Source organism: Tessaracoccus oleiagri, from assembly GCF_900103275.1.
Classification (GTDB): Bacteria; Actinomycetota; Actinomycetes; order Propionibacteriales; family Propionibacteriaceae; genus Arachnia; species Arachnia oleiagri.
Genome location: NZ_FNGP01000005.1, coordinates 1 through 23,703, shown reverse-complemented (window position 1 = coordinate 23,703; position 23,703 = coordinate 1). Strand labels below are relative to the sequence as shown.

General features: G+C 69.8%; 21 protein-coding genes. 5 read left to right on the top strand and 16 right to left on the bottom strand.

What is annotated here, in order from left to right; all coding sequences use genetic code 11:
- Window positions 1–3 precede the first annotated feature (3 nt).
- The 11 genes from BLR46_RS12365 to dnaE all read right to left on the bottom strand — a co-directional run bounded on the left by BLR46_RS12365 (window position 4) and on the right by dnaE (window position 13,910).
- Window positions 4–774: a YebC/PmpR family DNA-binding transcriptional regulator gene (locus tag BLR46_RS12365; RefSeq protein ID WP_093252761.1), complete on the bottom strand. Its 771-nt coding sequence runs from the start codon at window positions 772–774 to the stop codon at window positions 4–6.
- A 69-nt stretch (window positions 775–843) separates the two neighbouring features.
- A complete protein-coding gene (locus tag BLR46_RS12360) occupies window positions 844–1,629 on the bottom strand; it encodes a lysophospholipid acyltransferase family protein (protein ID WP_093252759.1) in 786 nt (261 codons plus the stop codon).
- The gene (locus BLR46_RS12355) at window positions 1,626–3,143 is read right to left on the bottom strand and encodes a lactate racemase domain-containing protein (protein ID WP_093252756.1); all 1,518 of its coding nucleotides are present in this window, start codon (window positions 3,141–3,143) and stop codon (window positions 1,626–1,628) included. The genes BLR46_RS12360 and BLR46_RS12355 overlap by 4 nt, the downstream gene beginning before the upstream one ends.
- Before the next feature lie 11 nt (window positions 3,144–3,154).
- Window positions 3,155–5,500 carry an HAD-IB family hydrolase gene (locus BLR46_RS12350; RefSeq protein ID WP_093252754.1) on the bottom strand — a complete coding sequence of 782 codons (2,346 nt, stop codon included), beginning with the start codon at window positions 5,498–5,500 and terminating at the stop codon, window positions 3,155–3,157.
- Complete coding sequence (gene priA / locus BLR46_RS12345) at window positions 5,493–6,230, bottom strand: bifunctional 1-(5-phosphoribosyl)-5-((5-phosphoribosylamino)methylideneamino)imidazole-4-carboxamide isomerase/phosphoribosylanthranilate isomerase PriA (RefSeq protein WP_093253260.1); 738 nt, start codon at window positions 6,228–6,230, stop codon at window positions 5,493–5,495. Before priA ends, BLR46_RS12350 begins: the two co-directional genes overlap by 8 nt.
- 14 nt (window positions 6,231–6,244) lie before the next feature.
- On the bottom strand, window positions 6,245–6,850 hold the full coding sequence (gene hisH, locus BLR46_RS12340; protein WP_218118456.1) for an imidazole glycerol phosphate synthase subunit HisH: 606 nt from the start codon (window positions 6,848–6,850) through the stop codon (window positions 6,245–6,247).
- A complete protein-coding gene (hisB, locus tag BLR46_RS12335; protein WP_093252752.1) occupies window positions 6,847–7,455 on the bottom strand; it encodes an imidazoleglycerol-phosphate dehydratase HisB in 609 nt (202 codons plus the stop codon). The genes hisH and hisB overlap by 4 nt, the downstream gene beginning before the upstream one ends.
- Window positions 7,455–8,534, bottom strand: a complete 1,080-nt coding sequence (locus tag BLR46_RS12330; protein ID WP_093252751.1) for a histidinol-phosphate transaminase — start codon at window positions 8,532–8,534, stop codon at window positions 7,455–7,457. Before BLR46_RS12330 ends, hisB begins: the two co-directional genes overlap by 1 nt.
- Window positions 8,534–9,835, bottom strand: coding sequence for a histidinol dehydrogenase (hisD, locus tag BLR46_RS12325; RefSeq protein WP_093252750.1), 1,302 nt, complete (start codon window positions 9,833–9,835; stop codon window positions 8,534–8,536). The genes BLR46_RS12330 and hisD overlap by 1 nt, the downstream gene beginning before the upstream one ends.
- An 11-nt stretch (window positions 9,836–9,846) precedes the next feature.
- Window positions 9,847–10,389 carry a hypothetical protein gene (locus BLR46_RS12320; protein ID WP_093252749.1) on the bottom strand — a complete coding sequence of 181 codons (543 nt, stop codon included), beginning with the start codon at window positions 10,387–10,389 and terminating at the stop codon, window positions 9,847–9,849.
- Window positions 10,389–13,910: a DNA polymerase III subunit alpha gene (gene dnaE, locus BLR46_RS12315; protein WP_093252748.1), complete on the bottom strand. Its 3,522-nt coding sequence runs from the start codon at window positions 13,908–13,910 to the stop codon at window positions 10,389–10,391. The genes BLR46_RS12320 and dnaE overlap by 1 nt, the downstream gene beginning before the upstream one ends.
- A gap of 77 nt (window positions 13,911–13,987) precedes the next feature.
- On the opposite strand from dnaE, the gene BLR46_RS12310 reads away from it, so the two are divergent.
- On the top strand, window positions 13,988–16,801 hold the full coding sequence (locus BLR46_RS12310; protein WP_093252746.1) for a DUF2804 family protein: 2,814 nt from the start codon (window positions 13,988–13,990) through the stop codon (window positions 16,799–16,801).
- A 33-nt stretch (window positions 16,802–16,834) separates the two neighbouring features.
- Here the strand turns inward: BLR46_RS12310 and BLR46_RS12305 are convergent, their stop codons facing one another.
- A complete protein-coding gene (locus tag BLR46_RS12305) occupies window positions 16,835–17,065 on the bottom strand; it encodes a DUF2249 domain-containing protein (RefSeq protein WP_093253243.1) in 231 nt (76 codons plus the stop codon).
- Between the two features lie 109 nt (window positions 17,066–17,174).
- Here BLR46_RS12305 and BLR46_RS12300 point away from each other — a divergent pair, with 109 nt between their 5' ends.
- A complete protein-coding gene (locus tag BLR46_RS12300) occupies window positions 17,175–17,870 on the top strand; it encodes a class I SAM-dependent methyltransferase (RefSeq protein ID WP_093252744.1) in 696 nt (231 codons plus the stop codon).
- Between the two features lie 14 nt (window positions 17,871–17,884).
- Here BLR46_RS12300 and BLR46_RS12295 read toward each other — a convergent pair whose 3' ends face one another.
- Both BLR46_RS12295 and BLR46_RS12290 read right to left on the bottom strand, forming a co-directional pair.
- A complete protein-coding gene (locus BLR46_RS12295; RefSeq protein WP_143008294.1) occupies window positions 17,885–18,280 on the bottom strand; it encodes a hypothetical protein in 396 nt (131 codons plus the stop codon).
- Window positions 18,277–18,738, bottom strand: coding sequence for an HIT family protein (locus BLR46_RS12290; RefSeq protein WP_093252739.1), 462 nt, complete (start codon window positions 18,736–18,738; stop codon window positions 18,277–18,279). Before BLR46_RS12290 ends, BLR46_RS12295 begins: the two co-directional genes overlap by 4 nt.
- Window positions 18,739–18,866: 128 nt before the next feature.
- On the opposite strand from BLR46_RS12290, the gene BLR46_RS12285 reads away from it, so the two are divergent.
- The 3 genes from BLR46_RS12285 to BLR46_RS12275 all read left to right on the top strand — a co-directional run bounded on the left by BLR46_RS12285 (window position 18,867) and on the right by BLR46_RS12275 (window position 22,170).
- Window positions 18,867–20,384 (top strand): Na+/H+ antiporter NhaC family protein, encoded by a 1,518-nt coding sequence (locus BLR46_RS12285; RefSeq protein ID WP_218118455.1) that lies wholly within the window; start codon window positions 18,867–18,869, stop codon window positions 20,382–20,384.
- Between the two features lie 66 nt (window positions 20,385–20,450).
- Window positions 20,451–21,812 (top strand): glucose-6-phosphate dehydrogenase, encoded by a 1,362-nt coding sequence (locus tag BLR46_RS12280; RefSeq protein ID WP_093252734.1) that lies wholly within the window; start codon window positions 20,451–20,453, stop codon window positions 21,810–21,812.
- A 67-nt stretch (window positions 21,813–21,879) separates the two neighbouring features.
- Window positions 21,880–22,170 carry a hypothetical protein gene (locus tag BLR46_RS12275; RefSeq protein WP_218118454.1) on the top strand — a complete coding sequence of 97 codons (291 nt, stop codon included), beginning with the start codon at window positions 21,880–21,882 and terminating at the stop codon, window positions 22,168–22,170.
- 17 nt (window positions 22,171–22,187) lie between these two features.
- On the opposite strand, the gene arr is transcribed toward BLR46_RS12275, so the two are convergent.
- The gene (gene arr / locus BLR46_RS15465) at window positions 22,188–23,126 is read right to left on the bottom strand and encodes an NAD(+)--rifampin ADP-ribosyltransferase (protein WP_245701696.1); all 939 of its coding nucleotides are present in this window, start codon (window positions 23,124–23,126) and stop codon (window positions 22,188–22,190) included.
- Window positions 23,127–23,159: 33 nt separating this feature from the next.
- Window positions 23,160–23,471 carry a monooxygenase gene (locus BLR46_RS12265; protein ID WP_093252731.1) on the bottom strand — a complete coding sequence of 104 codons (312 nt, stop codon included), beginning with the start codon at window positions 23,469–23,471 and terminating at the stop codon, window positions 23,160–23,162.
- Window positions 23,472–23,703: the final 232 nt, after the last annotated feature.

Here is a 23,703-nt window from a genome sequence, read left to right as displayed (position 1 = left end):
CCGTCAGTCCTCGGCCAGCGCGGCCTCGACCTCGGGGGTCAGATCGAGGTTCGTGTAGACGTTCTGCACGTCGTCCGAGTCCTCCAGCGCGTCGATGATGTTGAACACCTTGCGCGCGGTCTCGGCGCTGTCCACGGGAGAGTCGAAGGAGGACACGAACTGGACCTCGGCGGAGTCGTACTCGAACCCGGCCGCCTCGACGGCCTTGCGGACCTCCACGACGTCGTTGGGGTCGCTGATGGCCTCCCACTGATCACCCGCGTCGGCGACCTCCTCGAGGCCGGCCTCCAGCGCGGCTTCCATCACGTCGTCCTCGGAGAGGGTGCGGCCGCCCTGCTGCTTGGGCAGCGCGACGACGCCCTTGCGGGAGAACATGCGCTGCACCGAGCCGACGTCGGCCATGGTGCCGCCGTTGCGGGTGACGGCCACGCGCACCTCGGAGGCGGAACGGTTGCGGTTGTCGGTGAGGCACTCGATGAGCATGGCCACGCCGGCCGGGCCGTACGCCTCGTACATGATGGTCTCGTAGTCGGCGCCGCCGCCCTCAGCCCCCGAGCCGCGCTTGACGGCACGATCGATGTTGTCGTTCGGGACCGAGGACTTCTTGGCCTTCTGGATCGCGTCGTACAGCGTCGGGTTCCCGCCGGGGTCACCGCCGCCAATGCGGGCCGCGACCTCGATGTTCTTCACGAGCTTGGCGAACAGCTTGCCCCGCTTCGCATCGAGTGCGGCCTTCTTGTGCTTGGTGGTTGCCCATTTGGAGTGCCCCGACATGGCGACCTTTCGATCTGTGCTTGGTACGAACGCACAAAGCCTACCCCTGCCGCGCGGGATTCCCCGGCATCAACGCCAGATGCGGCGCCGCCCGCCCGCGGCGGGGCGCGGCGCGGCCTGCTCCCAGAGCCTGCGCCAGCGCGGCATGGAGGCCGGCACGACGTCGGGCGCCCCGAGGCGTCGCCGCTCGACCTCCCACCACGACAGCTCGCCCTCGCCGACGAGGAACTCGACGCGGGCCTGGATCTCCTGGGTCACCTCGTCGATGCCGAGGGTGCGGACGTAGATCGGCGCGCCGAACCGCACGGACACCTTGGGCCTGCGGTTCAGCCGCAGCTTCAGGGTGTCGGTCAGGCGGTAACCGCCGACGATGCCGACGGGCACGATCGCCACGGAGTGCTGGGCGGCGAGCTCGGCGGCCACCGTCGTGAACTCCCCCACCAGCCGGCCGCCGCGAGGCTCGTCGGCGAAGGTCACCACGTTGCGCCCCTTGGCCAGCGACTTGCTGAGCGACAGCGAGTTCGGCCGCAGCCGCCTCGGCAGCGCCATGTGGAGCAGCTGGTGGTCGAGCCGACCGGCCTCGTTCACGGCGAAGATGAACGGCGTCTCGAGGCCGATGAGCGCGTCGCGCCCGACGACCTCGAGTTCCACCCTGGGGGCGAACAGGCCGGAGAGGTTCAGCGCGCCGAGCTGCTGCCAGCCGAGCCGGCGCGACGGGCGCTCCACCTTGGGCGGTGCCCCGGCCGGGCGCACCCGGGGCGCGGTCCAGAGGGCGAGCAGGTCCGCGGCCAGCGTGAAGCGGGGCCGTGGGCGGCGACGGTCGTCCTGCGCCCAGCTCTTGAGTGACCTGCTCATCGCACGTCACCCAGCGGCAGGCCGGGGCCATGCAGGTACGTGATCGACGGCTCGCGGCCCACGGTGTTCGACGCGATCTCGAGCGCGTCGGCGTAGGTGCTGGCCGATCGGTGCCCGAACAGGTCCGCCGTCCGGCGGTTGCCGCCCACCCAGATCACGTCGCTGAGCGAACGGGTGGCCTCGGCGACGCGGTACCACGTCTGGAACGTCCGCAGCGGATGGTCGGCGAACTGCTTGCGGTAGAGGTCGACGTACCACTCGTCGGAGCAGGCACGCTCCTCGAAGTCGGCCATCCCGGCCGGGTCCACGGTCTCGGGGAGGATCTTCGCGAAGAAGTCGGCGGCGGACGACTGGCGGCGGTTGGAGAACCTGGGCGCCAGCGGATGGAACGCGATGGCGACGCCGCCGTCGCGGACGAAGGGGGTGCCGGTGTGGCTGCCCAGGCGACGGGCCAGCGCGTGGTGCGCGGCGTTGATGGGCGAACCGACCGGGTCGCCGTCGTCGAAGGCCCCGCCCCAGGCGCCGGTGACGACGACGTCGGCCCGGCCGACGACCTCCACGCCGTTCGCCGCCTGCCACACGGAGGCCGCCTCGTCGTAGACCTGCGCGGGGGCGCCACCCACGACGTCGACCACCGCGTAGTCCGCGGAGGGGGTCGAGTAGAGGCTCTGGCTGCCGGTCCTGGGCAGGGCGGCGGCGAGCTGCCGGGCGGCGGCGAACGCCAACTGGTCGGCGAGCTTCCACTCCCACTCGCGCTTGTGCGCGAAACGCAGGGCACCCGACAGGTGGGGCTGTCCCAGCACGGCCTGCACGGCGAAGACGTTCAGGCTCGAGTGGATCGTCTCGTGGACCCGCTTCGCGAATCCCCGGTCGGAGTCCGGGCTGCCGAGCCGGCGCAGGGTCGCGACGTCGGCGATCCCGGCGCTCAGCGGGCAGGGCTCACCGTGGCCGAACTGGGCGCCGATGGCGACCACGAGGTCGGACTCGGCGACGCGCCTGTTGACGCAGATCGCGTGCCCGTCGACCTCCCCGATCGCGACGGCGTCCTCGGAGGTGACGTCGTGGCTCTCGATCCGGCCGTCGGGCTGGAAGCTCGTGGCCACGCGGTCGCCCAGGACGCGGGTGATGTCGACGGGGTTCCAGCGCTTGTTGAGGCCGCCGCCCACCACGATGGCGACGTCGTCCACACCCGCCCGGGCCGCCAGTTCGAGGACCCGCTCGACGATGCTGCGCCGGACGTCGAAGCGCATCCGTGGGCGGGGGCGATCGGTGTCGAGGACGACGAGCGTGAGCTTGGTCGACGGGGTCAGCCGCTGCTCGAGCGGCTCCGTACCGGCGGGCGCCTCGAGCGCGGAGTCGATGAGCCGGATCGGGTTGGTCGAGACGTCCGCGTCCGCGGGGTAGACGACCTTGGTACCGAGACCGAAGCGGCTGAGGCGAAGCTGGTCGCCGGAGAACGTCAGGAGTGCGGGGGTGCGGTCGTCGACCTCGAGCACGAAACCTGGACGAGACATGTTGGTCCTTTCTACGCCTTCGGCATTTTCCAGCGAGGGATGGGGCTCATCGAGGGCCAGTCGATGATCGACCACCCGCGTTGCTTGGCGGCGCGCATCAGTCCGATGTCGGGGCTCACGGCGACGGGGTAGCCGACGGAGCCGAGCATCGGCAGGTCCACGTGGCTGTCGGCGTAAGCGTAGGACTGGTCGAGGTCGATGTCGTGGAGCGACGCGTAGTGCTTGAGCCACGACGAGCGGGACTCGCCGACCATCGGCGGCCCGCTGAGGAAGCCCGTGCAGCGGCCGTCCGCGTCGACGGCGAGGTCCGCCGCCACGATGGTGTCGAACAGGCCCTCGAACGGCCGGGTGAGCGGCCGGATGACGCCGGTGATCAGGATGGTCGTGTGCCCGGCGTCGCGGTGCTCGCGGATCCGGCGGATGGCGTCGGGCGACATCCGGTCCAGGATGAGCGGCGCGAGGCGCTCGTCGACGTAGCGCTCCAGCTCCCCCAGGTCCGCGCCCGCGTAGCGGCGGTAGATCGAGCGGAGGAACACACCGCGGTCGCGACGCTCGGCACCCAGGTACGCGGGCAGTGCGGCGAGGAGCTTCCCCATCTCCCCCACCCGGCTGAGCGGCGAGAGTTCGGGCATCTTCGTCCACAGGTACGTCTCGACGACGTTCGTGGCCATCACGGTGCCGTCCAGGTCGAACGCGGCCAGCACGTTGCCGGACGCCGGCTTCAGCGGGCGGAACGTGGCCGAGCGGTTCTTGCGGCGCTTCCGCGCGGCCTCCAGGCGGCGCACCGGGTCGGTGATCGCCGGGATGTGCACCTCCTCGAGGTAGTGCCGCCAGTCGAAGGACGCCGAGTCGAAGCCGAAGCGCTCACGGTCGTCCGGGTGGAGCGAGTTGTGCAGGGCCAGCGTGCTGTCGTCGACGAAGTGGAGCTCCGACTGCAGGTACTCGCCGTAGAGCGTCAGGTACTTGCCGAGGAACGAGAGCTGCTTCTTGGTGCGGTCGACGGCGGCCGCCATCGCGCGCACGCGCTTGCCGCGGGGCGCGAAGCTCAGCACCTTGTCGGCCGCCTGGGTGGCCTTCTCGCCGAGCCACATGCGGCGGGCGACGGGTTCGACGCCGGGGAAGTTCCAGGTGGCGAGCTCGGTGGAGCCCTGGCCCTCCGTGTAGGGGTGCGCCTCGAAGTACGCGCGCACGTGCTCGTAGATCCCGCGGAAGGTGAGCGGGTTCCGGGCGCCGGAGCTGCAGTGGTAGTACTCGGGGCTGCCGACCTCGGGCTCGGTGGCGCAGACCGCGACGATCGCGTTGACCACGAAGTCGCACGGGATGATGTCGATGACCGCGTCCGGGGACGCGGGGAACTCCGGCAGCTGGCCGCGGCCGTAGGCGAGGATGATCGGGTCGGCCATCTTGAAGCCCTCGATCCAGCCGGCGTGCGGGTACCGCAGCGACGACTCGACGATGGCGGGGCGGACCACCGAGACGCGGATGTCCTTGCCCATGTCGGCGACGACGCGCTCCCCCATCGCCTTGGCGAAGGTGTACACGTCGGTCCAGCCGAGCGAGCGGGCGCGCTCGGTGCCGGCGGCGACGAGCTCCTGCTTGACCCACTCCTGGCGGCGGCGCTCGGTGTCCTCCGAGGTGGTGAGGTAGCCGGCCTGCCGGTGCAGGGCCTCCGCCTGCTTGCGCAGCTTCGTGAGCTGCTCCGAGGAACGGGACCGGGCCTCGACGTGCTCGGCCATCCGCAGCGCCGCGGCGGCCTCCGCGTCGTAGTCGACCTCGTGCACGTGCGGCGCCTCCGGGATGGCCCCCCGGCGTCGGCCTGCGGTGTAGGCGGTGGAGACGTGTACGTAGTGCGGGATCCGCTCCAGGTTGCCGTCGGCGTCCGACGCGGACTCCAGGAAACGCTGCAGCAGTGCCTTGGTGCCGATGACGTTGGTCATGAAGGCCTGGTCGATCGGCGGGTCGAAGGACACGTCGCCGGCGCAGTGGACGAGCACGTCGATGTCGCGGGGCAGCTCGGGCACGTTGGGGAGGTCGCCCGAGATGACCTCGACGCGCTCCGCCATCAGCGCCTCCACCGAGCCTGCGGCCGCGACGAGGTCCTTGAAGATCTTCTTGCCCAGCAGTTGGGCGACCCGCTGGGCGGCCGTGACCGAGCCCTTGGGCCGTACGAGGACCGCCGTCCGCGTCTCCGGGCAGTCGTTGAGGAATGCCCAGAGCATCTGCTCGCCGATGAAGCCGGTCACGCCGGTCATGGCGATCTTCTTCCCCGCGAGCAGGTCGCGGAGGCGGCCGTCCAGCAGCGGCGGGACGTGGACGCGTTCGGCTACGCCGAACGTGGACGCCGGGGGCCTAGGCATGCCCGGGCCCTTCCGCGACCGCCAGCGCTTCCTCGATGGTGAAGCGCCCGACGTAGAGCGCGGTGCCGACGATCGCGCCCTCGACGCCGGTGGGCACGAGTTCGCGCAGCTGCCGGAGGTGGTCGAGGGAGGCGATCCCGCCGGAGGCGATGACCTTCTTGCCCGACCGCTCGGCCACCGCGCCGAGCAGGTCGATGTTGGGCCCGGTGAGCATGCCGTCGGCCTGCACGTCGGTGACGACGAAGCGCTCGCAGCCCGCGGAGGCGAGGCGGTCGACGGTCTCCATCCAGGGGCCGCCCTCGGTGGTCCAGCCGCGCGCGGCGAGGTTCTCGCCGCGGACGTCGAGGCCGATGGCGATCCGGTCGCCGAACTCGGCCAGGATCTCCTCGCACCACTCCGGCCGCTCGAGTGCCGCGGTGCCGATGTTCACGCGCCGGCAGCCGGTGGCGAGCGCGCGCTCGAGGGAGGCGTCGTCGCGGATGCCGCCGGAGAGCTCGACGTTCACGTCGAGCTGCTCGATGATGCCCGCGAGGAGGGCCGCGTTGTCGCCGCGGCCGAACGCCGCGTCGAGGTCCACGAGGTGGATCCAGCGCGAGCCGGCGTCCTGCCAGCGCCTCGCGGCCTCCAGCGGATCACCGAATTCCTTCTCCGTACCCGCCACGCCCTGCACCAGCTGCACCGCGCGGCCGCCCTGCACGTCAACGGCAGGCAGCAACTCCAAGATGTTCACGGGGCCCAACACTACTAGTTGGACGACAGCCAGTTCTCCAGCAACTTCAAGCCCGCGTCCCCGCTCTTCTCGGGGTGGAACTGGGTGGACACGACGTTGTCCTGCTCGACCGCGGCGACGAAGCGTACGTCCTCATGGGTCGAGTAGGTGGCGCCCCGCACGGCCTGCTGGACCGCGAAGGAGTGCACGAAGTAGAACCGTTCCTGCCCGATCCCCCGGAACAGCCGCGAGGACTGCTGGGCGTCGACGGTGTTCCAGCCCATGTGCGGCAGGCGTCGGGCCATCAGCCGGCTGACCACGCCGGTGTAGATGCCGATGCCCTCCGTGGCGGCGCCGCCCTCGGTGCCGGAGTCGAAGAGGATCTGGTGGCCCACGCAGATGCCGAGCAGCGGGCGCTCCATGCTCACCCAGCCGCGGATGTAGTCCACCCCGCCGAGCTCCGCGAGGTTCTGCATGCAGTCGGCGAAGGCGCCGACGCCCGGCACGACGAGGCCGTCGCAGGACCCGAGCTCCTCGAGCCGGGAGGTGACGCGCACGTCGGCGCCGACGTTGCGCAGCGCCTTCGCGGCGGAGTGCAGGTTGCCGGACCCGTAGTCGAGGATCCCGACGGTCTTGATCACAGTGCTCCCTTGGTGCTGGGGATCCCCTGCTGGCGGGGGTCGATCTCTACGGCCTCGCGCAGTGCACGCGCGAGCGCCTTGAATTCCGCCTCGACGATGTGGTGCGGGTCGCGCCCGGAGCGGAGGGTGAGGTGGAGGCAGAGGCCGGCGTTCAGCGCCAGCGCCTCGAACACGTGGTAGGTCATGGAGCCGGCGTACGGCACCCCGCTCCCGCCGATCAGCGCGTACGGCTGGCCGTCCGGCTCGCCCTGGCACGTCACGTAGGGCCGTCCCGCGACGTCGACGACGACCTCCGCGACCGCCTCGTCGAGCGGGACGACGGCGTGTCCGTAGCGGCGGATGCCCGCCTTGTCGCCGAGCGCCTCCTTGAGCGCCTGGCCGATGACGATTGCGACGTCCTCGACGGTGTGGTGGCCGTCGATGTGGAGGTCGCCCTCCGCCTGCACCTCGAGGTCGATGAGCGAGTGCTTCGAGAGCGCGGTGAGCATGTGGTCGTAGAAGCCCACACCGGTGCTGATGGTGGACTGGCCGGTGCCGTCGAGCTCGAGGGTCACGGTGATGCGTGACTCGCTGGTGGACCGGCTGTGGGTGGCGGTGCGTGCCATCAGGACTCCTTCTCGGGGTTCATGTCGTCGAGCGCGTCCTTCAGCGCCTGCATCTCCTCAGGGGTGCCGGCGGAAGCGCGCAGGTAGCCGTCGGGGCCCGTCTCCCTGATGAGGACGCCGCGGTCCAGCAGCCCCTGCCACACGGCGTGCCGGTCGCGGAACCGGCCGAAGAGGCTGAAGTTGGCCTGGGAGGGGACGACGTCGTAGCCGCGGCCGCGCGCCCAGTCCTCGAACGCGCGCGCCTCGGCGGCGAGTTCCGCCACCTTGGCGAGCAGCTCGTCGGCGTGGCGGAGCGCGACCCGCGCCACCGCCTGGGTCTGCGCGCTCAGGTGGTACGGGAGCCGCACGATCCGGCAGGCGTCCACGATGGCCGGGTCCGCGGCCATGTAGCCGACCCGCCCGCCGGCGAGTGCGAACGCCTTGCTCATGGTCCGGCTGACGACGAGGCGGGGGTGCTGGTCGAGCAGGCTGATCGCCGACGGCTCGGCGGAGAACTCCTGGTAGGCCTCGTCGACCACCACGATGGCCTCGGTCTGGCGGCAGATCTGGTCGATGGCCTCGAGCGGGATGCCGGTGCCGGTGGGGTTGTTGGGCCGCGCGAGGAGGATCACGGTGGGCTCGTGGATGTCGATCGCGCCGAGCACGAGGCCCGCGTCGACCGAGAAGTCCTCCCGCCGCGGGTAGGCGACGAACTTCGTGAGGGTGTTGCGGGCGTACTCGGGGTACATGGAGTAGGTGGGCGCGAACGTGAGGACCGTGCGACCCGGGCCACCGAAGGCGGTGAGCAGGTGCAGCATGATCTCGTTGGACCCGTTGGCCACCCAGATGTTGTCGACGGAGAGCCCGTGCCCGAGGTAGGCGGCGAGGTCCTGCCGGAGGGCGGTGGCCTCCCGGTCCGGGTAGCGGTTCAGCGTCGTAGCGGCCGCCACCACGGCCTCGGCCATCTCGCGGGCGACGGCCTCGGACGGCGGGTACGGGTTCTCGTTCACGTTCAGGACGGTGGGCACCACGATCTGCGGGGCCCCGTAGGGCTCCTCGCCGACGAGGTCGTCGCGCAGCGGCAGGGATTCGATGTCCATCACGCCTCCCCCCTGATCTCGATGGCGCGGGCGTGGCCGGGCAGGTTCTCCGCCCGGGCGAACCGGGCGACGCCGTCGGCGATCGCGGCGAGCGCGTCGGCCGAGTAGTCGATGACGTGGACGGTCTTCATGAAGCTGCGCACGGTCAGGCCCGAGGAGTGGCAGGCGCAGCCGGCCGTGGGCAGCACGTGTGTGGAGCCCGCGGAGTAGTCGCCGAGGGAGACTGGTGCGTAGTCGCCGACGAAGATCGCGCCGGCGTTGCGGACCCGTGCCGCGACGGCACGGGCGTCCCGGGTCTGGATCTCGAGGTGCTCGGCGCCGTAGGCGTCCGCGACGGCCACTGCTTGGGCGACGTCGCGCACCATCACGATCGCCGACTGCTCACCGGTCAGCGAGGTGCGGATCCGCTCCTCGTGGGCCTGGCCGCTCACCTGCCGGGCCAGCTCGGCCTGCACCGCGTGGGCGAGCGACTCGGAGTCGGTGATGAGCAGGGAGGCCGCCATGGGGTCGTGCTCGGCCTGGGAGATGAGGTCCGCGGCGACGAACGCCGGGTTGGCGGCGTCGTCGGCCACGATGGCGATCTCGGTGGGCCCGGCCTCGGAGTCGATGCCGACGAGGCCGCGCACCGCCCGCTTGGCCGCGACGACGTAGATGTTGCCGGGCCCGGTGATGAGGTTGACGGGGTCGCAGAGGCCCTCGACGCCGTGGGCGAACATGCCGATGGCCTGCGCGCCACCGACCGCGTACACCTCGTCGACGCCCAAGATGGCGCACAGGGCCAGGATGTTCGGGTGCGGCAGCCCCCCGAACTCCTTCTGCGGCGGGGAGGCGACCGCGATGGATGCCACCCCGGCCACCTGCGCGGGCACCACGTTCATGATGACGCTCGAGGCCAGCGGCGCGAGGCCGCCCGGCACGTAGAGGCCCACGCGCGAGACGGGGATGTTGCGCAGTCCGACGACCGCTCCCTCGGCGAGGCGGGCGGAGGGCCCGTCGGTCTCGAGCTCGAGCTGCTCCGCCACGGCGCGGCGGCGGGCGATGGAGGTCTCGAAGGCGCTGCGCAGGTCGGGGTCCAGCTCGGCCTCGGCGCGGGCGATGGCCTCCGCGGGGACGCGCAGGTGCTCCGGCGCGACGCCGTCGAAGCGCTGCGACAGCTCGCGCAGGGCCTCGGCACCGCGCTCGGCGACGTCATGGAGGATCGGTGTGACCACCTCGACGGCGCGCTCGACGTTGAATTCGGCGCGCGGGAGCAGGTCCCGGTACCGGCCGGAGATTGAGGTGAAGTCGACTACCCGAAGCACAGTTGTGCAGTTTACCGGGCCGCGTCGAGTGCCTCGTCGCCGTCCACGGAACGCTCGGGCAGGAACGCGGCCAGCAACATGATGGGGGTCACCGCCGCGAACGGCGCCGCGGCCAGCGCGGACAGGGAATGGAGCACCAGGTCCATCTGGACGAGGTCGCCCGGGCGGCTCGCGGCGAGGCGCTCGGTGAGTCCGGAGCCGCCGATCATCTCCCCCACCTGCCAGGCCACCAGGGACAGCACGATGGAGCCCACGAGGCTCAGGGCGACGAGGAGCCAGCCCCGCTGGTGGAACCACAGCCACGTCAGGACGCCGATGCCGAGACCGAAGACCACGACGATGATCGTGAACGCGGCGTCGCCGCCGATGACCTCCGCGTGGTCGCGCTCCGAGAGGACCGCGCGGAGGTCGTCGTCGATGCGGTAGTGGGCGCGGGGAGACAGCGCGGCCCACACGACGCCCGCGAGCACGCCGGCGGCGGTGCAGGTGATCAGCTGGGCGAGTGCGCGCCAGCGCGCGCGCTCCCAGATCGTGGCGGAGGCGATCCGGGCCATCAGTGGACCATCCTCACCGACGTGGGCCCCAGCAGCGCCTTGAGGTCCGCGAACAGCGGGGAGCTGAGCTGCACCGTGTACCCGTCGCCCAGCCGGAAGCGGGTCCGGCGCGAGGGCTCGCGAACCTCGAGGTGCACCTCGGCGGCGCCAGGATGCGCGGAGAGCACCCGCTTGAGCTCGGCGACCAGCCGCGGGGTGCAGCGCGTCGCGGCCATGGTGAGCAGCACGGGGCCGGAGGCGCCGTCGGCGTTGAAGTGCGGCGCGGTCACGTTCTGCGCGCGCATCCGCCCGCGGTCCTCCCCCGCCTCGACGACGCCCTCCACAGCGACGATGGTGTCCGGTTCCAGCATCGCCGAGACCCGCTCGTAGACCCTCGGGAAGACCGTGACCTCGATGGAGGTGGTGAGGTCCTCCAGCACGATCTGCGCGTAGATCGCGCCCGTCTTGTTGACGCGCCGGTTGACGCTCGTGATGAGGCCGCAGAGGGTCGTGTTGCCGCGGAACCCCTCCTCGCCGACGGTCGCGGCAATGGGGCGTTCGCTGTGCTCGGCGAGGACGTGCTCGAGCCCGTTCAGCGGGTGGTCGGACACGTACAGACCGAGCATCTCGCGCTCGAACCCGAGCTTGGTCTTGCGGTCCCACTCCTCCACGGGCGGGATCGCGACGTGCTCCACCGGCTCCGAGTCCGTCTCCATGCCGAAGCCGAACAGGTCGTCCTGGCCATTGGCGGAGTTGCGCTTGATGTCGATGATGGAGTCGACCGCCGCCTCGTAGATCGAGATGAGCGAGCGACGGGTGTGGCCCAGTTCGTCGAAGGCGCCAGCCCGGATCAGCGACTCGACGACGCGCTTCGAGCACATCTGCAGGGGCGCCTTGTCGAGGAAGTCGTTGAAGTCCTTGGCCGGGCCGAGCTTGTCGCGCTCCTTGATCCACGCGTCGACCACCTTGTCGCCGACGTTGCGGATGGCGCCGAGCCCGAAGCGGATGTCCTTGCCCACGGGCGTGAACGCGATCTCCGACGAGTTCACGTCGGGCAGCAGCACCTGGATGCCCATGTGCCGACACTCGGAGAGGTAGATGGAGAGCTTGTCCTTGTCGTCGCGCACGGACTGCAGCAGGGCGGCCATGTACTCCACCGGGTGGTGGGTCTTCAGCCATGCGGTCCAGTAGGAGATGACGCCGTAGGCGGCGGAGTGGGACTTGTTGAAGGCGTAGTCGGAGAACGGGAGCAGGATGTCCCACAGCGTCTTGACCGCAGACGGCGAGTAGCCGCGCTCGAGCATCCCGGACTCGAAGGTGACGAACTGCTTGTCCAGCTCGGACTTCTTCTTCTTGCCCATGGCGCGACGGAGCATGTCTGCGCCGCCGAGCGTGTAGCCGGCCACTCGCTGGGCGATGGCCATCACCTGCTCCTGGTACACGATGAGGCCGTAGGTCTCGTCGAGGATGTCGGCCAGCGGCTCGGCGAGCTCGGGGTGGATCGGCTCGACGGGCTCGCGCCCGGTCTTGCGGCGGGCGTACTTGTTGTGCGAGTCGGCGCCCATGGGGCCGGGCCGGTACAGCGCGACGACGGCGGAGATGTCGGCGAACGAGTCGGGCTGCATCGATCGCAGGAGCGTGCGCATGGGCCCGCCGTCGAGCTGGAACACGCCGAGGGTGTCGCCGGCGGCGAGCAGCTTGTACGTCTCGGCGTCGTCGAGCGGCAGCTGCTCGAGGTCGACGTCGATGTCCTTGTTGCGCTTGATGTTCGCCACCGCGTCGGCGATGACGGTCAGGTTGCGCAGCCCGAGGAAGTCCATCTTGATGAGGCCCAGGGCCTCGCAGCCCGGGTAGTCGAACTGCGTGATGATTGCCCCGTCGGACTCGCGCTTCATCAACGGGATGACGTCGATGAGCGGCGAGCGGGACATGATGACGCCGGCGGCGTGGACGCCCCACTGGCGCTTCAGCCCCTCGATGCCCATCGCGGTGTCGACCACCGTGCGCACGTCGGGGACCTTCTCGTAGAGCTCCCGGAACTCCGTGCCCTCCGCGTAGCGCGGGTGCTCGGCGTCGAACAGCTTGGGCAGCGGCACGCCCTTGCCCATCACGTCGGCGGGCATGGCCTTCGTGATCTGCTCGCCGACGGCGAAGGGCATGTCGAGGACGCGGGCCGCGTCCTTCACGGCAGCCTTCGCCTTGATGGTGCCGTACGTGATGATCTGGGCGACGTTCTCCTGGCCGTACTTGCGGGTGACGTAGTCGATCACCTCCGAGCGGCGGCGGTCGTCGAAGTCGATGTCGAAGTCCGGCATCGAGACCCGCTCGGGGTTCAGGAAGCGCTCGAAGAACAGGCCGTGCTCGATGGGGTCCAGGTCGGTGATGCGCAGCGCGTAGGCGCACATCGAACCCGCGCCCGAGCCGCGGCCGGGGCCGACCCAGATGCCGTTGCGCTTCGCCCAGTTGATGAAGTCCGCGACGACGAGGAAGTAGCCGTTGAACCCCATCTGCGTGATGACGCTCGACTCGAAGTCGGCCCGCTGCTGCACCTCGGCCGGGATGCCGTCCGGGTACCGCTCGTGGAGGCCGCGCTGGACCTCCTTGTGGAACCAGGACTCCTCCGTCTCCCCCTCGGGGACGTCGAACCGGGGCATGTACAGACCCATGCCCTCCTCGAAGCTCGTCTCGATCTGCTCGGCGATGCGCAGCGTGTTGTCGCACGCCTCGGGCAGTTCGCGGAACAGTTCGCGCATCTCCTGCGCGGACTTGAGGTAGTAGCCGGAGCCGTCGAACTTGAAGCGGTCGGTCTGCGCCTTCCGGGCACCGGCGGAGACACAGAGCAGCGTGTCGTGCGCGTCGGCGTCATCGGCGTGGACGTAGTGGAGGTCGTTCGTCGCCACGAGGGGCAGCCCGAGTTCCTTCGCGAGCTTGAGGAGGTCGTGGCGGACCTTCGTCTCGATCGAGAGGCCGTGGTCCATGAGCTCGACGTAGAAGTTGCCGGCGCCGAAGATGTCGCGGAACTCGGCGGCCGCCTCGACGGCGTTCTTGTACTGCCCGAGGCGCAGGAACGTCTGCACCTCGCCGGAGGGGCACCCCGTCGTGGCGATGAGACCCTTGCCGTACTCGTTGAGGAGTTCGCGGTCCGCGCGGGGCTTGTAGAAGAAGCCCTCCAGGGAGCTGCGGGTCGAGAGCCGGAAGAGGTTGTGCATGCCGGCCGGGTTTGCCGCCCACATCGTCATGTGGGTGTAGGCGCCCTTGCTGGCCACGTCGTCGCCCGTGCCGTCGCCGAACTGGACGCGCTTGCGCTCCGAGCGGTGGGTGCGCGGGGTCAGGTAGGCCTCGAGACCGATGATGGGCTTCACGCCATAGTTCTTGGAGGCCTTGTAGAACTCGTACGCGCCGTAGAGGTTGCCGTGGTCGGTCATCGCCAGCGCGGGCATGCCCAGGCTCTCGGCCCCCTTGAACAGGTCGTCGATCCGGGCGGCGCCATCCAGCATCGAGAACTCGGTGTGAGTATGCAGATGAACGAACGAGTCCGACACCCGAATTTCCTCCTAGCCCGTGGACGACACCCCACCTTACCGCGCCCGATCCGGGGTCGCCGGTCTAGGATTGCCACATGTTGGGTGGCGAGATCGTACCGGTGCGGCCGACGCCGATGTTGACCCCCTGGGGCGAGTTGCTCGACGAGGAGCACCCCCTCCCCGAGTACCCGAGGCCCCGTCTCGCGCGGGACGCCTGGCTCAACCTGAACGGCCGTTGGGACTTCGAGATCACCCCCGCGGACCGGCCCGAGCGGCCTGCGTTCGCCGGCAGCATCCTGGTGCCGTTCGCGCCCGAGGCCCCCCTCTCCGGGGTCGGGCGGGTGCTCCAGCCGGACGAGTACGCGTGGTACCGGCGGTTGTTCACGCTGCCCCGGGGCTTGGGGAGCGGTCGGGTCCTCCTGCACTTCGGGGCCGTCGACCAGGACTGCGAGGTGTGGGTGGACGGCACCCCGGTGGGCGGTCACCAGGGCGGTCACCTCCCGTTCACGATCGACGTCACCGAGGCACTCTTCCGCGACGAGCACGAGCTGGTCGTGCGGGTGCGTGACGTCACGGACACCAGCCACCGCAGCCGGGGGAAGCAGTCGCTCCGGCGCGGGGGCATGTGGTACACCCCGTCCTCAGGGATCTGGCAGACCGTGTGGCTCGAGTCCGTGCCGGACCAGCACGTGACCGCGCTCGACATCGTCCCGCTGCCGCAAGAGCAGGCCGTGGAGGTCACCGTCGGCGCATCGGCGCCCGGGCACGCGCTCGTCCGGGTCAGCGCCGCGGGCGACGAACTGGCTGTCGCCGACGTCCCCACGGGCGCGCGCACACGGATCCCGCTGCCCGGCGCGCGCCTCTGGTCCCCGGAGAACCCCTTCCTCCACGACGTGCGGGTGGAGCTGGGCGACGACCTCGTGACCAGTTACTTCGGCATGCGGTCGGTGGGGCTGGGGAAGGACCGGCACGGCAGGACGCGGCTGCTCCTCAACGGGGAGCCGTACCTGCACAGGGGCCTGCTGGACCAGGGGTACTGGCCCGACGGGTTGCTCACCGCCCCGTCGGACGAGGCGATGGTCAACGACATCCAGCTGGCGAAGGACCTCGGTTTCAACATGCTGCGCAAGCACGTGAAGGTCGAGCCGGCGCGCTGGTACTACCACGCCGACCGCTTGGGGATGCTGGTGTGGCAGGACATGGTCTCGGGCGGCGAGCGGCAGTCCAAGGGCGTGACGCATGTCCCCGTCGCCGTCCCGCTCCGCATCGACGACGCGCGACACGCCGTGTTCGGCCGGGCCGACGAGGAAGGGCGGGCCGCCTTCCTGCGCGAGCTCGACGGGACGGTCGAGCACCTGCGCAACCACCCGTCGATCGTGACCTGGGTCCCCTTCAACGAGGGCTGGGGCCAGTTCGACGCCAACGCGGTCGCCGACCGGGTGAAGGGCCTGGACCCGACGCGCCTCGTCGACCACGCGAGCGGCTGGCACGACCAGGGCGGCGGCGACGTGACGAGCCTGCACTCCTACCACCGCCGCTTCCGGCCCGACGACAAGGTCTTCGCCGGTGAGCGCGCCGCGGCGCTCACCGAGTACGGCGGTTACTCGCACCGGGTCCCGAACCACACCTGGGGGGACCGGGAGTACGGGTACAAGAAATTCGTCAACCGCGGCCACTTCGAACTCGCCTGGCACAAGCTGCAGCGCACGGAGGTCGAGCCTGCCATCGAGCGGGGGCTGTCCGCCTTCGTGTACACGCAGCTGAGCGACGTCGAGGACGAGACCAACGGGCTCGTCACGTACGACCGACGCGTCGTCAAGGCCGACCCCGAGCAGTTCCGGGCCACCAATGCCGCCCTCGAGGCGGCGTTCCGGCGCTCGCTCGGCGCGGGGCCGCAGACCGTGCACGTCGTCGAGCGCGAGATCACCGCGGTCACGCCCCTGACGCGCCCCGACGGACGCCTCAACCCGGAGGCGGTGGGCTGGATGCGCAAACCGCTCATCGTCACCGACGGGATCGGCGAGGGACTCCGCGGGCTCGGGCGCAACAAGCGCTGGGAGTACTGGGGCGTCACGACGCCCAACCACGTGGTCGCGCTCACCATCGCCGACCTCGACTACCTCGGCATCCTGAGCCTGTGGTTGCTGGACCGGGCGACGGGCGAGGAGATCACGAGCGAGGCCACGCTTCCCTTCGCCGGCGGCATCGAACTGCCGCCCACGCTCGGCGACGGCCGTGCGTTCGGCCGCAGCAAGAAGCTGCAGCTGCGCGTCGACGAGGTGCCGTCGGGCTCACGGCTGCGGGCGTCGAGCGACAGGGTGGTGTTCGACATCGTCGCCCACCGGCCCGAGGGCAGCGAGGCGCTCGGCGTCGTCGTGCCGTGGAGCGAGTCGCTGTTCCAGTACACCGTGAAGGACGTGGCGCGGCCCGCCACCGGTGCGATCTGGATCGACGGCGTCGCGCACGACCTGCCGAAGCCGCACTCCTTCGCCACCATGGACCACGGGCGCGGGCGGTGGCCCTACGACGCCCGCTGGAACTGGGGCGCAGGATCGGGGTTCGACGGCGTCCGACGGATGGGACTGCAGGTCGGCGGCAGGTGGACCGACGGCACGGGCGTGGTGGAGAACGCGCTGTTCGTCGACGGCCGGCTGCACAAGATCAGCCAGGAGCTGCGTTGGGAGTACACGCCCGGCGAGTGGCTGAGGCCGTGGCGGGTGGTCGGCGACGGTGTCGACCTGGAGTTCGCACCGTTCCACGTCCGTGACTCGGTGACGAACCTCCGGGTGTTGAAGTCCGAGACCCACCAGTGCTTCGGTGAGTGGAGCGGCAGCGTGCACGTCGCCGGCCGAGCCGTGAGGTTGGAGGGGCTCACGGGCTGGGCCGAGGACGTCCACAACCGGTGGTGATGGCAGCGCGAAGGTAGCGAGCGCTGCCGCGGTTCACCGTCGACCGATACGCACCTTCCACACCTCGGGGCCGTTCTCGAGGTAGTCCCAGGTGAACTCGTCCGCGTGCTCGGCCGCGAACTGGTAGTACAGCGGCTTCGGATCGTGGTCGTTCACCAGTACGAACGCCCCGTCCTTCTCCAACCCGAAGAAGGTGTTGAAGATGGTCGAGTGGCGCTGGGCCGGGGCGAGCCGGCGGACGTCGAGTTCCTGCGTTTCGGTCATGCGGAGCACATTACTACAAAGTATTTGTAATTAATATCCATCGTCAGGAGCATGTCAGGAGCCGACTTGACGCTACGCTCGGCGGGCCGCACACCTGGACGGAGTACCCATGAGGACCGACTACGACAGCTTCGCCGAGGACTACAACAGGGAGAACGAGACCAGCCTCCTCAACGCCTGGTACACACGGCCGGCGATGCTCGATCTCGTGGGCGATGTCCGGGGCAGGCACGTCCTGGACATCGGCTGCGGGGCCGGCCCGCTCGCTGCTGATCTCGTCGAGCGGGGCGCGCGTGTCTCCGGCTTCGACAGCAGCCCGGCGATGCTGGAGATAGCCCGCCGAAGGCTCGGGGACCGAGCTGACCTGCGGGTCGCGGATCTCGGTGAGCCGCTCCCCTACGACGACGAGAGCTTCGACGTGGCCTGCGCTGCCCTGGTGCTCCACTACCTGCGCGACTGGGAGGGGCCGCTGGCCGAAATCCGGCGGGTGCTCCGCCCGGGTGGCCGGCTCGTGGCCGCGGTCAACCACCCGCTGGCCTACGCGATGACGGAGCAGAAGTACTTCGGGATCGTGCAGCACGAGCTCCGGCACTCGTTCGCGGGCCGTGAAGCCAGCCTCTTCATGTGGCACCGGACCCTCCACGACATCTCGTCGGCGGTGAACGCCGCGAACCTGCGCATCGTCTCGCTCCACGAGCCACCGGTGGCCGACGACACACCGGAGGAACTGCTGCCCCCTTCCGGCGTCCGGCGATTCATCAGCTTCCTGTTCCTCGTACTCGAGAGGGAGGGCGCCACGGCCTGACGGCCGGCGGTTCCTCAACCCCATGGGCTGAGGAAGAAGGTGATTGGATTGATCCCGAGGCTGAGCAGCAGCCCGCTCGCCCCGAGGACCGCGGCCAGCAGCGCGGCGACGAAGCCGCGCAGGGGCGTGGGCCAGTTCCGGGTTCCCGTGCGCGACGACGACCAGGCGAGGACGGCGGCGCTGACGAGAGCGACGACGACCCCGACGAAGAAGGCGAGACGGTAACGGCCGGGATCCACTGGGTCGATCGCACCCTCCGCGAACACGGAACCGAAGCCGTACAGCATCGCGTGCGACACCACGAGGCCCCAGACGAGGACCCCCAGCCCGATGACCGTCAGGACGCTGAAGCCGAGGGCCCACCACATGGGCACCGACGGGTGGCCTGCGCCCTCGGGAGACCGGGTCATGGCGTCAGGCGATCGGGTGTCGCGCCGTTGATGGCATTCCTGATCACACGCGCGTCCCCATCGAGGAGGTCACGGGCGCGTTCGTGGGTGTTCGGCTCGATCTCCCATCCGTCGCCCGGGTAGCGGGGAATCACGTGCAGGTGGAAGTGGAAGACGCTCTGGAAGGCGAGCTCACCATCGCACAGCAGCACGTTGATGCCGTCCGGGCGGAACTGCGAGCGACGCAGCGCCCTGGCCAGCGCGTGGCCGACTCCCCAGATCCGCGCCCCGGTGCCCGGGTCGAGGTCCTCCAGCCCGACCATGTGCCCGCGCGGGACGACGAGTAGGTGCCCCGGCGTCACCGGGTAACGATCCATGAACGCGACCACGGCGTCGTCCGAGTACACGAGGCTGGCCTCGGCTCGTCCGGCGGCGATGTCGCAGAAGAGGCATTCCGCCGTCTTCGACTCCCGTGTCATGCATGAATCGTCCCAGCGTGCCGGGCCGGGCGCAATACCCGATGAGACCCGCGCATCACTGCGGGACGGGCGTGGCTAGGATTCCTGACTGACAAGGGCGCATGGGCGCCACCAAGGAGGATGTAGCGGTGACAGGGACGATCGAGGACGAGCGGACGCAGGATTGTGCCCCGGACACGGGGACCCTCACGTCGCCGCCCGCGCGTATCTCCGCACGCGAGATCCTGCCGGTGCCGGCGGCGTTGACGCTGCTCGGGCTGCTCGCCGTGTATCTCGTGGCCGAGTGGACCGGGAACCCGGTCAACGCGGTGGTGCTGGCGATCGTCGTCATGATCGCGCTGTGCCTGATCAGGGTGCCGGTGATGATCGCCCTCATCGCGTCGGCGCTGCTCGGCGGCCTGCAGGCCGGCCTTGGGATCGACGGCGCGCTCGGCGCGTTCAACGACAACCTCCTCATCGGCGCACAGGTGGGCCTCACGTACGTGATGGTGGGCGCACTCGCGGTCGCGCTCGCCCGCAGCGGCCTGCTCGAGGTGTTCGCCCGGTGGGTGAGCCGGAAGGCCGGCACCGACGAGGCGGCCACCGGACGTGGGGTGAAGTGGGCCCTGTTCGGGCTGTTCGTGGTCGCGTCGCTGCTCTCCCAGAACCTCGTGCCCGTCCACATCGCCTTCATCCCCATCCTGATCCCGCCGCTCCTCGGCGTGCTGAACCGGCTGAAGGTGGACCGCAGGGCGGTGGCTTGCATTCTCGCCTGCTCCATGAGCGCCAGCTATCTGCTGTTGCCCACCGGTTTCGGCGCGATCTACCTCAACGAGATCCTGCTGGCGAACTTCAACGACGTGGGCACGGCCTACGGGCTCAGCGGAACCGCGGACATGGCCCCCAGGGCGATGTTCTGGCCGGTCATGGGCCTCGTCGCGGGCATGTTCTTCGCGGTGTTCGTCTCGTATCGCCGTCCGCGGGAGTACCCCGAGCCGGTGGCCGGAAGCGCCGTGGAGGTCGAGGAGTCCTCGGCGCCCGTCTCACCGCGCCCCTTCCAGTTGGTCATGACGCTCCTCGCGCTCGCAGTCGCGCTGTTCTTCCAGATCGCGTTCGACTCGCTGCTCGTCGGCGCCATGGTCGGTTTCCTGCTCCTGACGGTCTCAGGGGTCTTCCGGTGGCGGGAGCAGGACGACGTGTTCACGACGGGTCTGCTGATGATGGCGCAGATCGCGGCGATCATCACGGTCGCCTCGGGGTTCGCCGGTGTCCTGACGGCGACGGGCCAGATCGATCCACTGATCCAGGCGTCGGCCGACTTCATCGGGGACAACCGGACGTTCGGCGTGTTCCTGATGCTATTCGTCGGGCTGTTCATCACCATCGGCTTCGGGGACTCCTTCGCCAGCGTCCCGATCCTTGCGCCGATCTACATCCCCTTGGCCGTCGAGCTCGGGCTCGGCCCGCTCGCCGTCATGGCGCTCCTCGGCGCGGCCGCCGCCCTGGGCGATGCCGGCTCCCCCGCCTCGACGATCTCGCTCGGCGCCACGTCGGGCCTGGCGGCCGACGGCAGGCACGACCACATCCGGGACACCGTGATCCCGACGTTCCTGCACTGCAACGTCGGCATGCTGCTGTTCGCCGGGGTCGCCGTCGCCCTGCTCTGAGCGGAATCGGCGGGAACCGGAGTGCAACAAACCGGGCGGCCGCTGGCGCATGAATAGAGTTGGCGCATGACCGTTCCCGTAACGCTTGCCATCCTCGGCGCCTCCGGCGACCTCGCCCACCGACTGCTGTTGCCCGGTCTCGGCACGCTGCTCAACACCAATCCCGAGTACGAGGTGACCCTCGTGGGTTGCGCGGTGGACGACCTGTCGCAGGAGGAGTGGCAGGAGCGCGTTCGCGGCGCGCTCGGTGGTAAGTGCCCGCGGGCGAGCATCGAGCAGGTCATCGCCACCACGCGCTACGAGCAGCTGGACCTCACCAATGCCGAGGCGCTGCGCAAGCTGCTGGACGGCCTGGGCGACGCCCCGGTGCTGTATCTCGCACTACCGCCCGCCGTCACCTTCCAGCTTTGCGAGGCACTCACGACGATCGAGCTCCCCAAGGGCCTTCGCCTGGGCCTCGAGAAGCCGTTCGGCTCCGACCTTGCGACGGCCCGCGAGCTCAACAAGATCCTCGCCCGTCTCGTGCCCGAGAACCAGATCTTCCGCATCGACCACTTCCTGGGGAAGTCGGTGGTGCTGAACCTCCTGGGCCTGCGTTTCACCAACCGCGTCTTCGAGCACGCCTGGAACAACCAGAACATCGAACGCGTCGAGATCACCGTCGACGAGGCCCTCGCCCTCGAAGGGCGTGCCGGCTACTACGACCGCGCCGGCGCGATGCGCGACATGATCCAGAGCCACCTGCTCCTGGTGCTGGCGCTGTTCGCCATGGAGGAGCCGCCGTCGCTGAACGAGCGCGACGTCCGCGACCTGATCGCACTCATGCTCCGCCACACGCACCTGTGGGATGACGACCCGGCGGCTTCCTCGCGTCGCGCCCGGTACACCGCGGGGAGCCTCCAGGGAGAGCAGATCCCGAACTACGTGGACGAGCCCGGCGTGAACCCGTCGAGGAACACCGAGACGCTCGCCGAGGTCACCGTCCGGATCAACACCGACCGGTGGTTCGGGGTTCCCTTCCGCTTGCGCAGCGGCAAGGCGCTGGGCGACGCGAGGAACGGCATCACCGTCGCCTTCCGGCCCGTCGACCACGTGCCCGAGGGCTTCACGCAGGCTCCGCCGAACGTGCTCAGCATCGGCATGAAGCCGGCCAACATCAAGCTGGGCCTCTCGACCAACGCCGAATCGAACCGGTTCGAACTGAACCAGTCGGTGCTCGCGACCGACCTCGCGGAGAGCCCGCTCAAGCCTTACGGCGAAATCCTCGACTCCATCTTCCGTGGCGATCCGCTCCTGACCGTCCGTGGCGACGTGGCCGAGGAATGCTGGCGGATCGTGGAACCGGTGCTCAAAGCCTGGCAGCACGGACTCGTCCCGATGGACGAGTACATCGCGGGCGGCGCCGGCCCGTCGAACTGGAAGGCGTAGCCATCTCCGTCGCGGCTCTGCGGGCGTGGCGCCGGTCGATCGGGACTCACGGCGCTACCGTGACGAGATGACGCAAGAACCCGACGCGACGCCGGCACAGCCCGGCTGGAAGCGCGCCCTCGGCATCGTGGGGATCCTGCTCCACCTCGTGGTCGGCTACTTCTACCTGACGGCGGGTCTGGTGGTGCCCGGGGCGTGGCTCGTGGTCTTCCTCCTGGTCTGGGTGGCCCTGCTGGTAGTGGCCATCCGGTTGTTCCGTCCCCGCCCGCTCCTGGTGCTCCTGGTGCCCGTGGTGGCGTTGGCCCTGCTCGTGGGTGGCGTTTCGGTCGGCGGGGCGCTCTTGGACTGGACGGCGTAGGCAGGCCTTTGACGCGTTCAGTCGTCCATGGCCTCGATTCCCAGCGCCTTCAACTCTGCTGCGTTCCTGCGTATCTGTTCGATCATGGCGGGGTCCGGCAGCGCAAAACCGGTGACTTCGCCGACGACGCGCAACGGCTCGCGCGTCCGGTACGACCTCGTCGGGTTGCCGGGGAACTTCTTGTCGGTGACGTTGGGATCGTCGTAGATCGGTCCGAGCGGCTCGACGCGATAGACCCGGGGTCGCCCGTCACCCTGCGCCAGTGCGGCAGCGAGCGGCGCGCCGAACTGAGAGGCCGTGAGGTAGATGTGGTTCGAGCGCTTGCCCGATCCGTAGTTGGTGTCCCACCCTGGGGTGAGCAGGTCGCCGGGTCGCAGGTCGGCTTTCGTGCCGTGGAAGAAGGGTCCGGGGTCGTCCGCCGGTTGCGGCGTCGGCCGAGGATCGCGGATGAGTCCGTCCAGCCGGTGCATCAGCACACCGATCCTGTCCGTCGCCGGCGGGACCCGGGGGTACCGATCGAGCACCAACCGGACCGTCGCTGTCATTCGTCGGGCGGCCGCATCGAGCATGTACTCGGCGACCACAGGATCCTCTCCGCGCCACGCCTCGGCGGCTCGTGCGGCATGCACCGCCGAACCGAGGATGTGGCGGACCTGACTTGCCTGCGCGAGGGGGTGCAGGAAGGCGGACGCGGCCGCGTCACCCGCAGCGGTGGCGGCGCTTGCGGCTGCCTCGGTGGGCGCCTCCCGTCCCGCACTGTGTGCCGCTGCCGCGGCGTCGCGCAGCCGGTTCGAGCGCGCGGCCCCCTCAGTGAACGCCCTCGCTGCCGCCAGCGCCTCGGCAGGGCGCTGGTCATGAGACAGGGTCTCCTCGACGATCGTCATCGTCGGCTCAGCGCAGGCCGTGGCGTACGCCGTCACCGCTCGAAGCTCGTCGATGGTCAGCTCGAAGTCCAAGGGGTACCTTCCCCGCGGCGGCCGTCGCGCGGCTCAGGCCGCCTTCAGGCTCGCGCGATTGAGCCGGCTCAGCGTTTCGTTGACGTCGGAGTACACGACCGTCACGTCGGTGATTCCAAAGCCGGCGAGCCGCTCGGTATGCATCGCGACGTATGCCTCCGCTTGTTCCCGGGTCTCGAAGAGGTAGATGCCCCCGGAGAGGCCTGCAGCCTGGTCCTCGATCCACACCTTCCAGATGAAGCCGGGCTCAGCGTTGATCGATTCAGCAAGGCCACGGAACGCCTCCGCCATCTCGGTGCCCCACGGACCCTGCATGGGAAAGTTCACCTGTACCAGTACAGCCATGACCGTCCTCCTCGTCGTGGTGGAGGTCACGCTACGCCGAGTGATCGAGGACGCACAAGACGGCTGCTGTGCAGTACGCGGCATCAGAGAAGCAGTTATCCACAGACGACATAAAGGCCTTCGGGTTGTCAGTGGTAGCCCGTAGAATTGTTCACATGTTCGAGATGGTGCCGATGACCAGCGCAGACGCGTTCGCCGCAGTCGCGCACGCACACGAACACCGCCGCGCGGC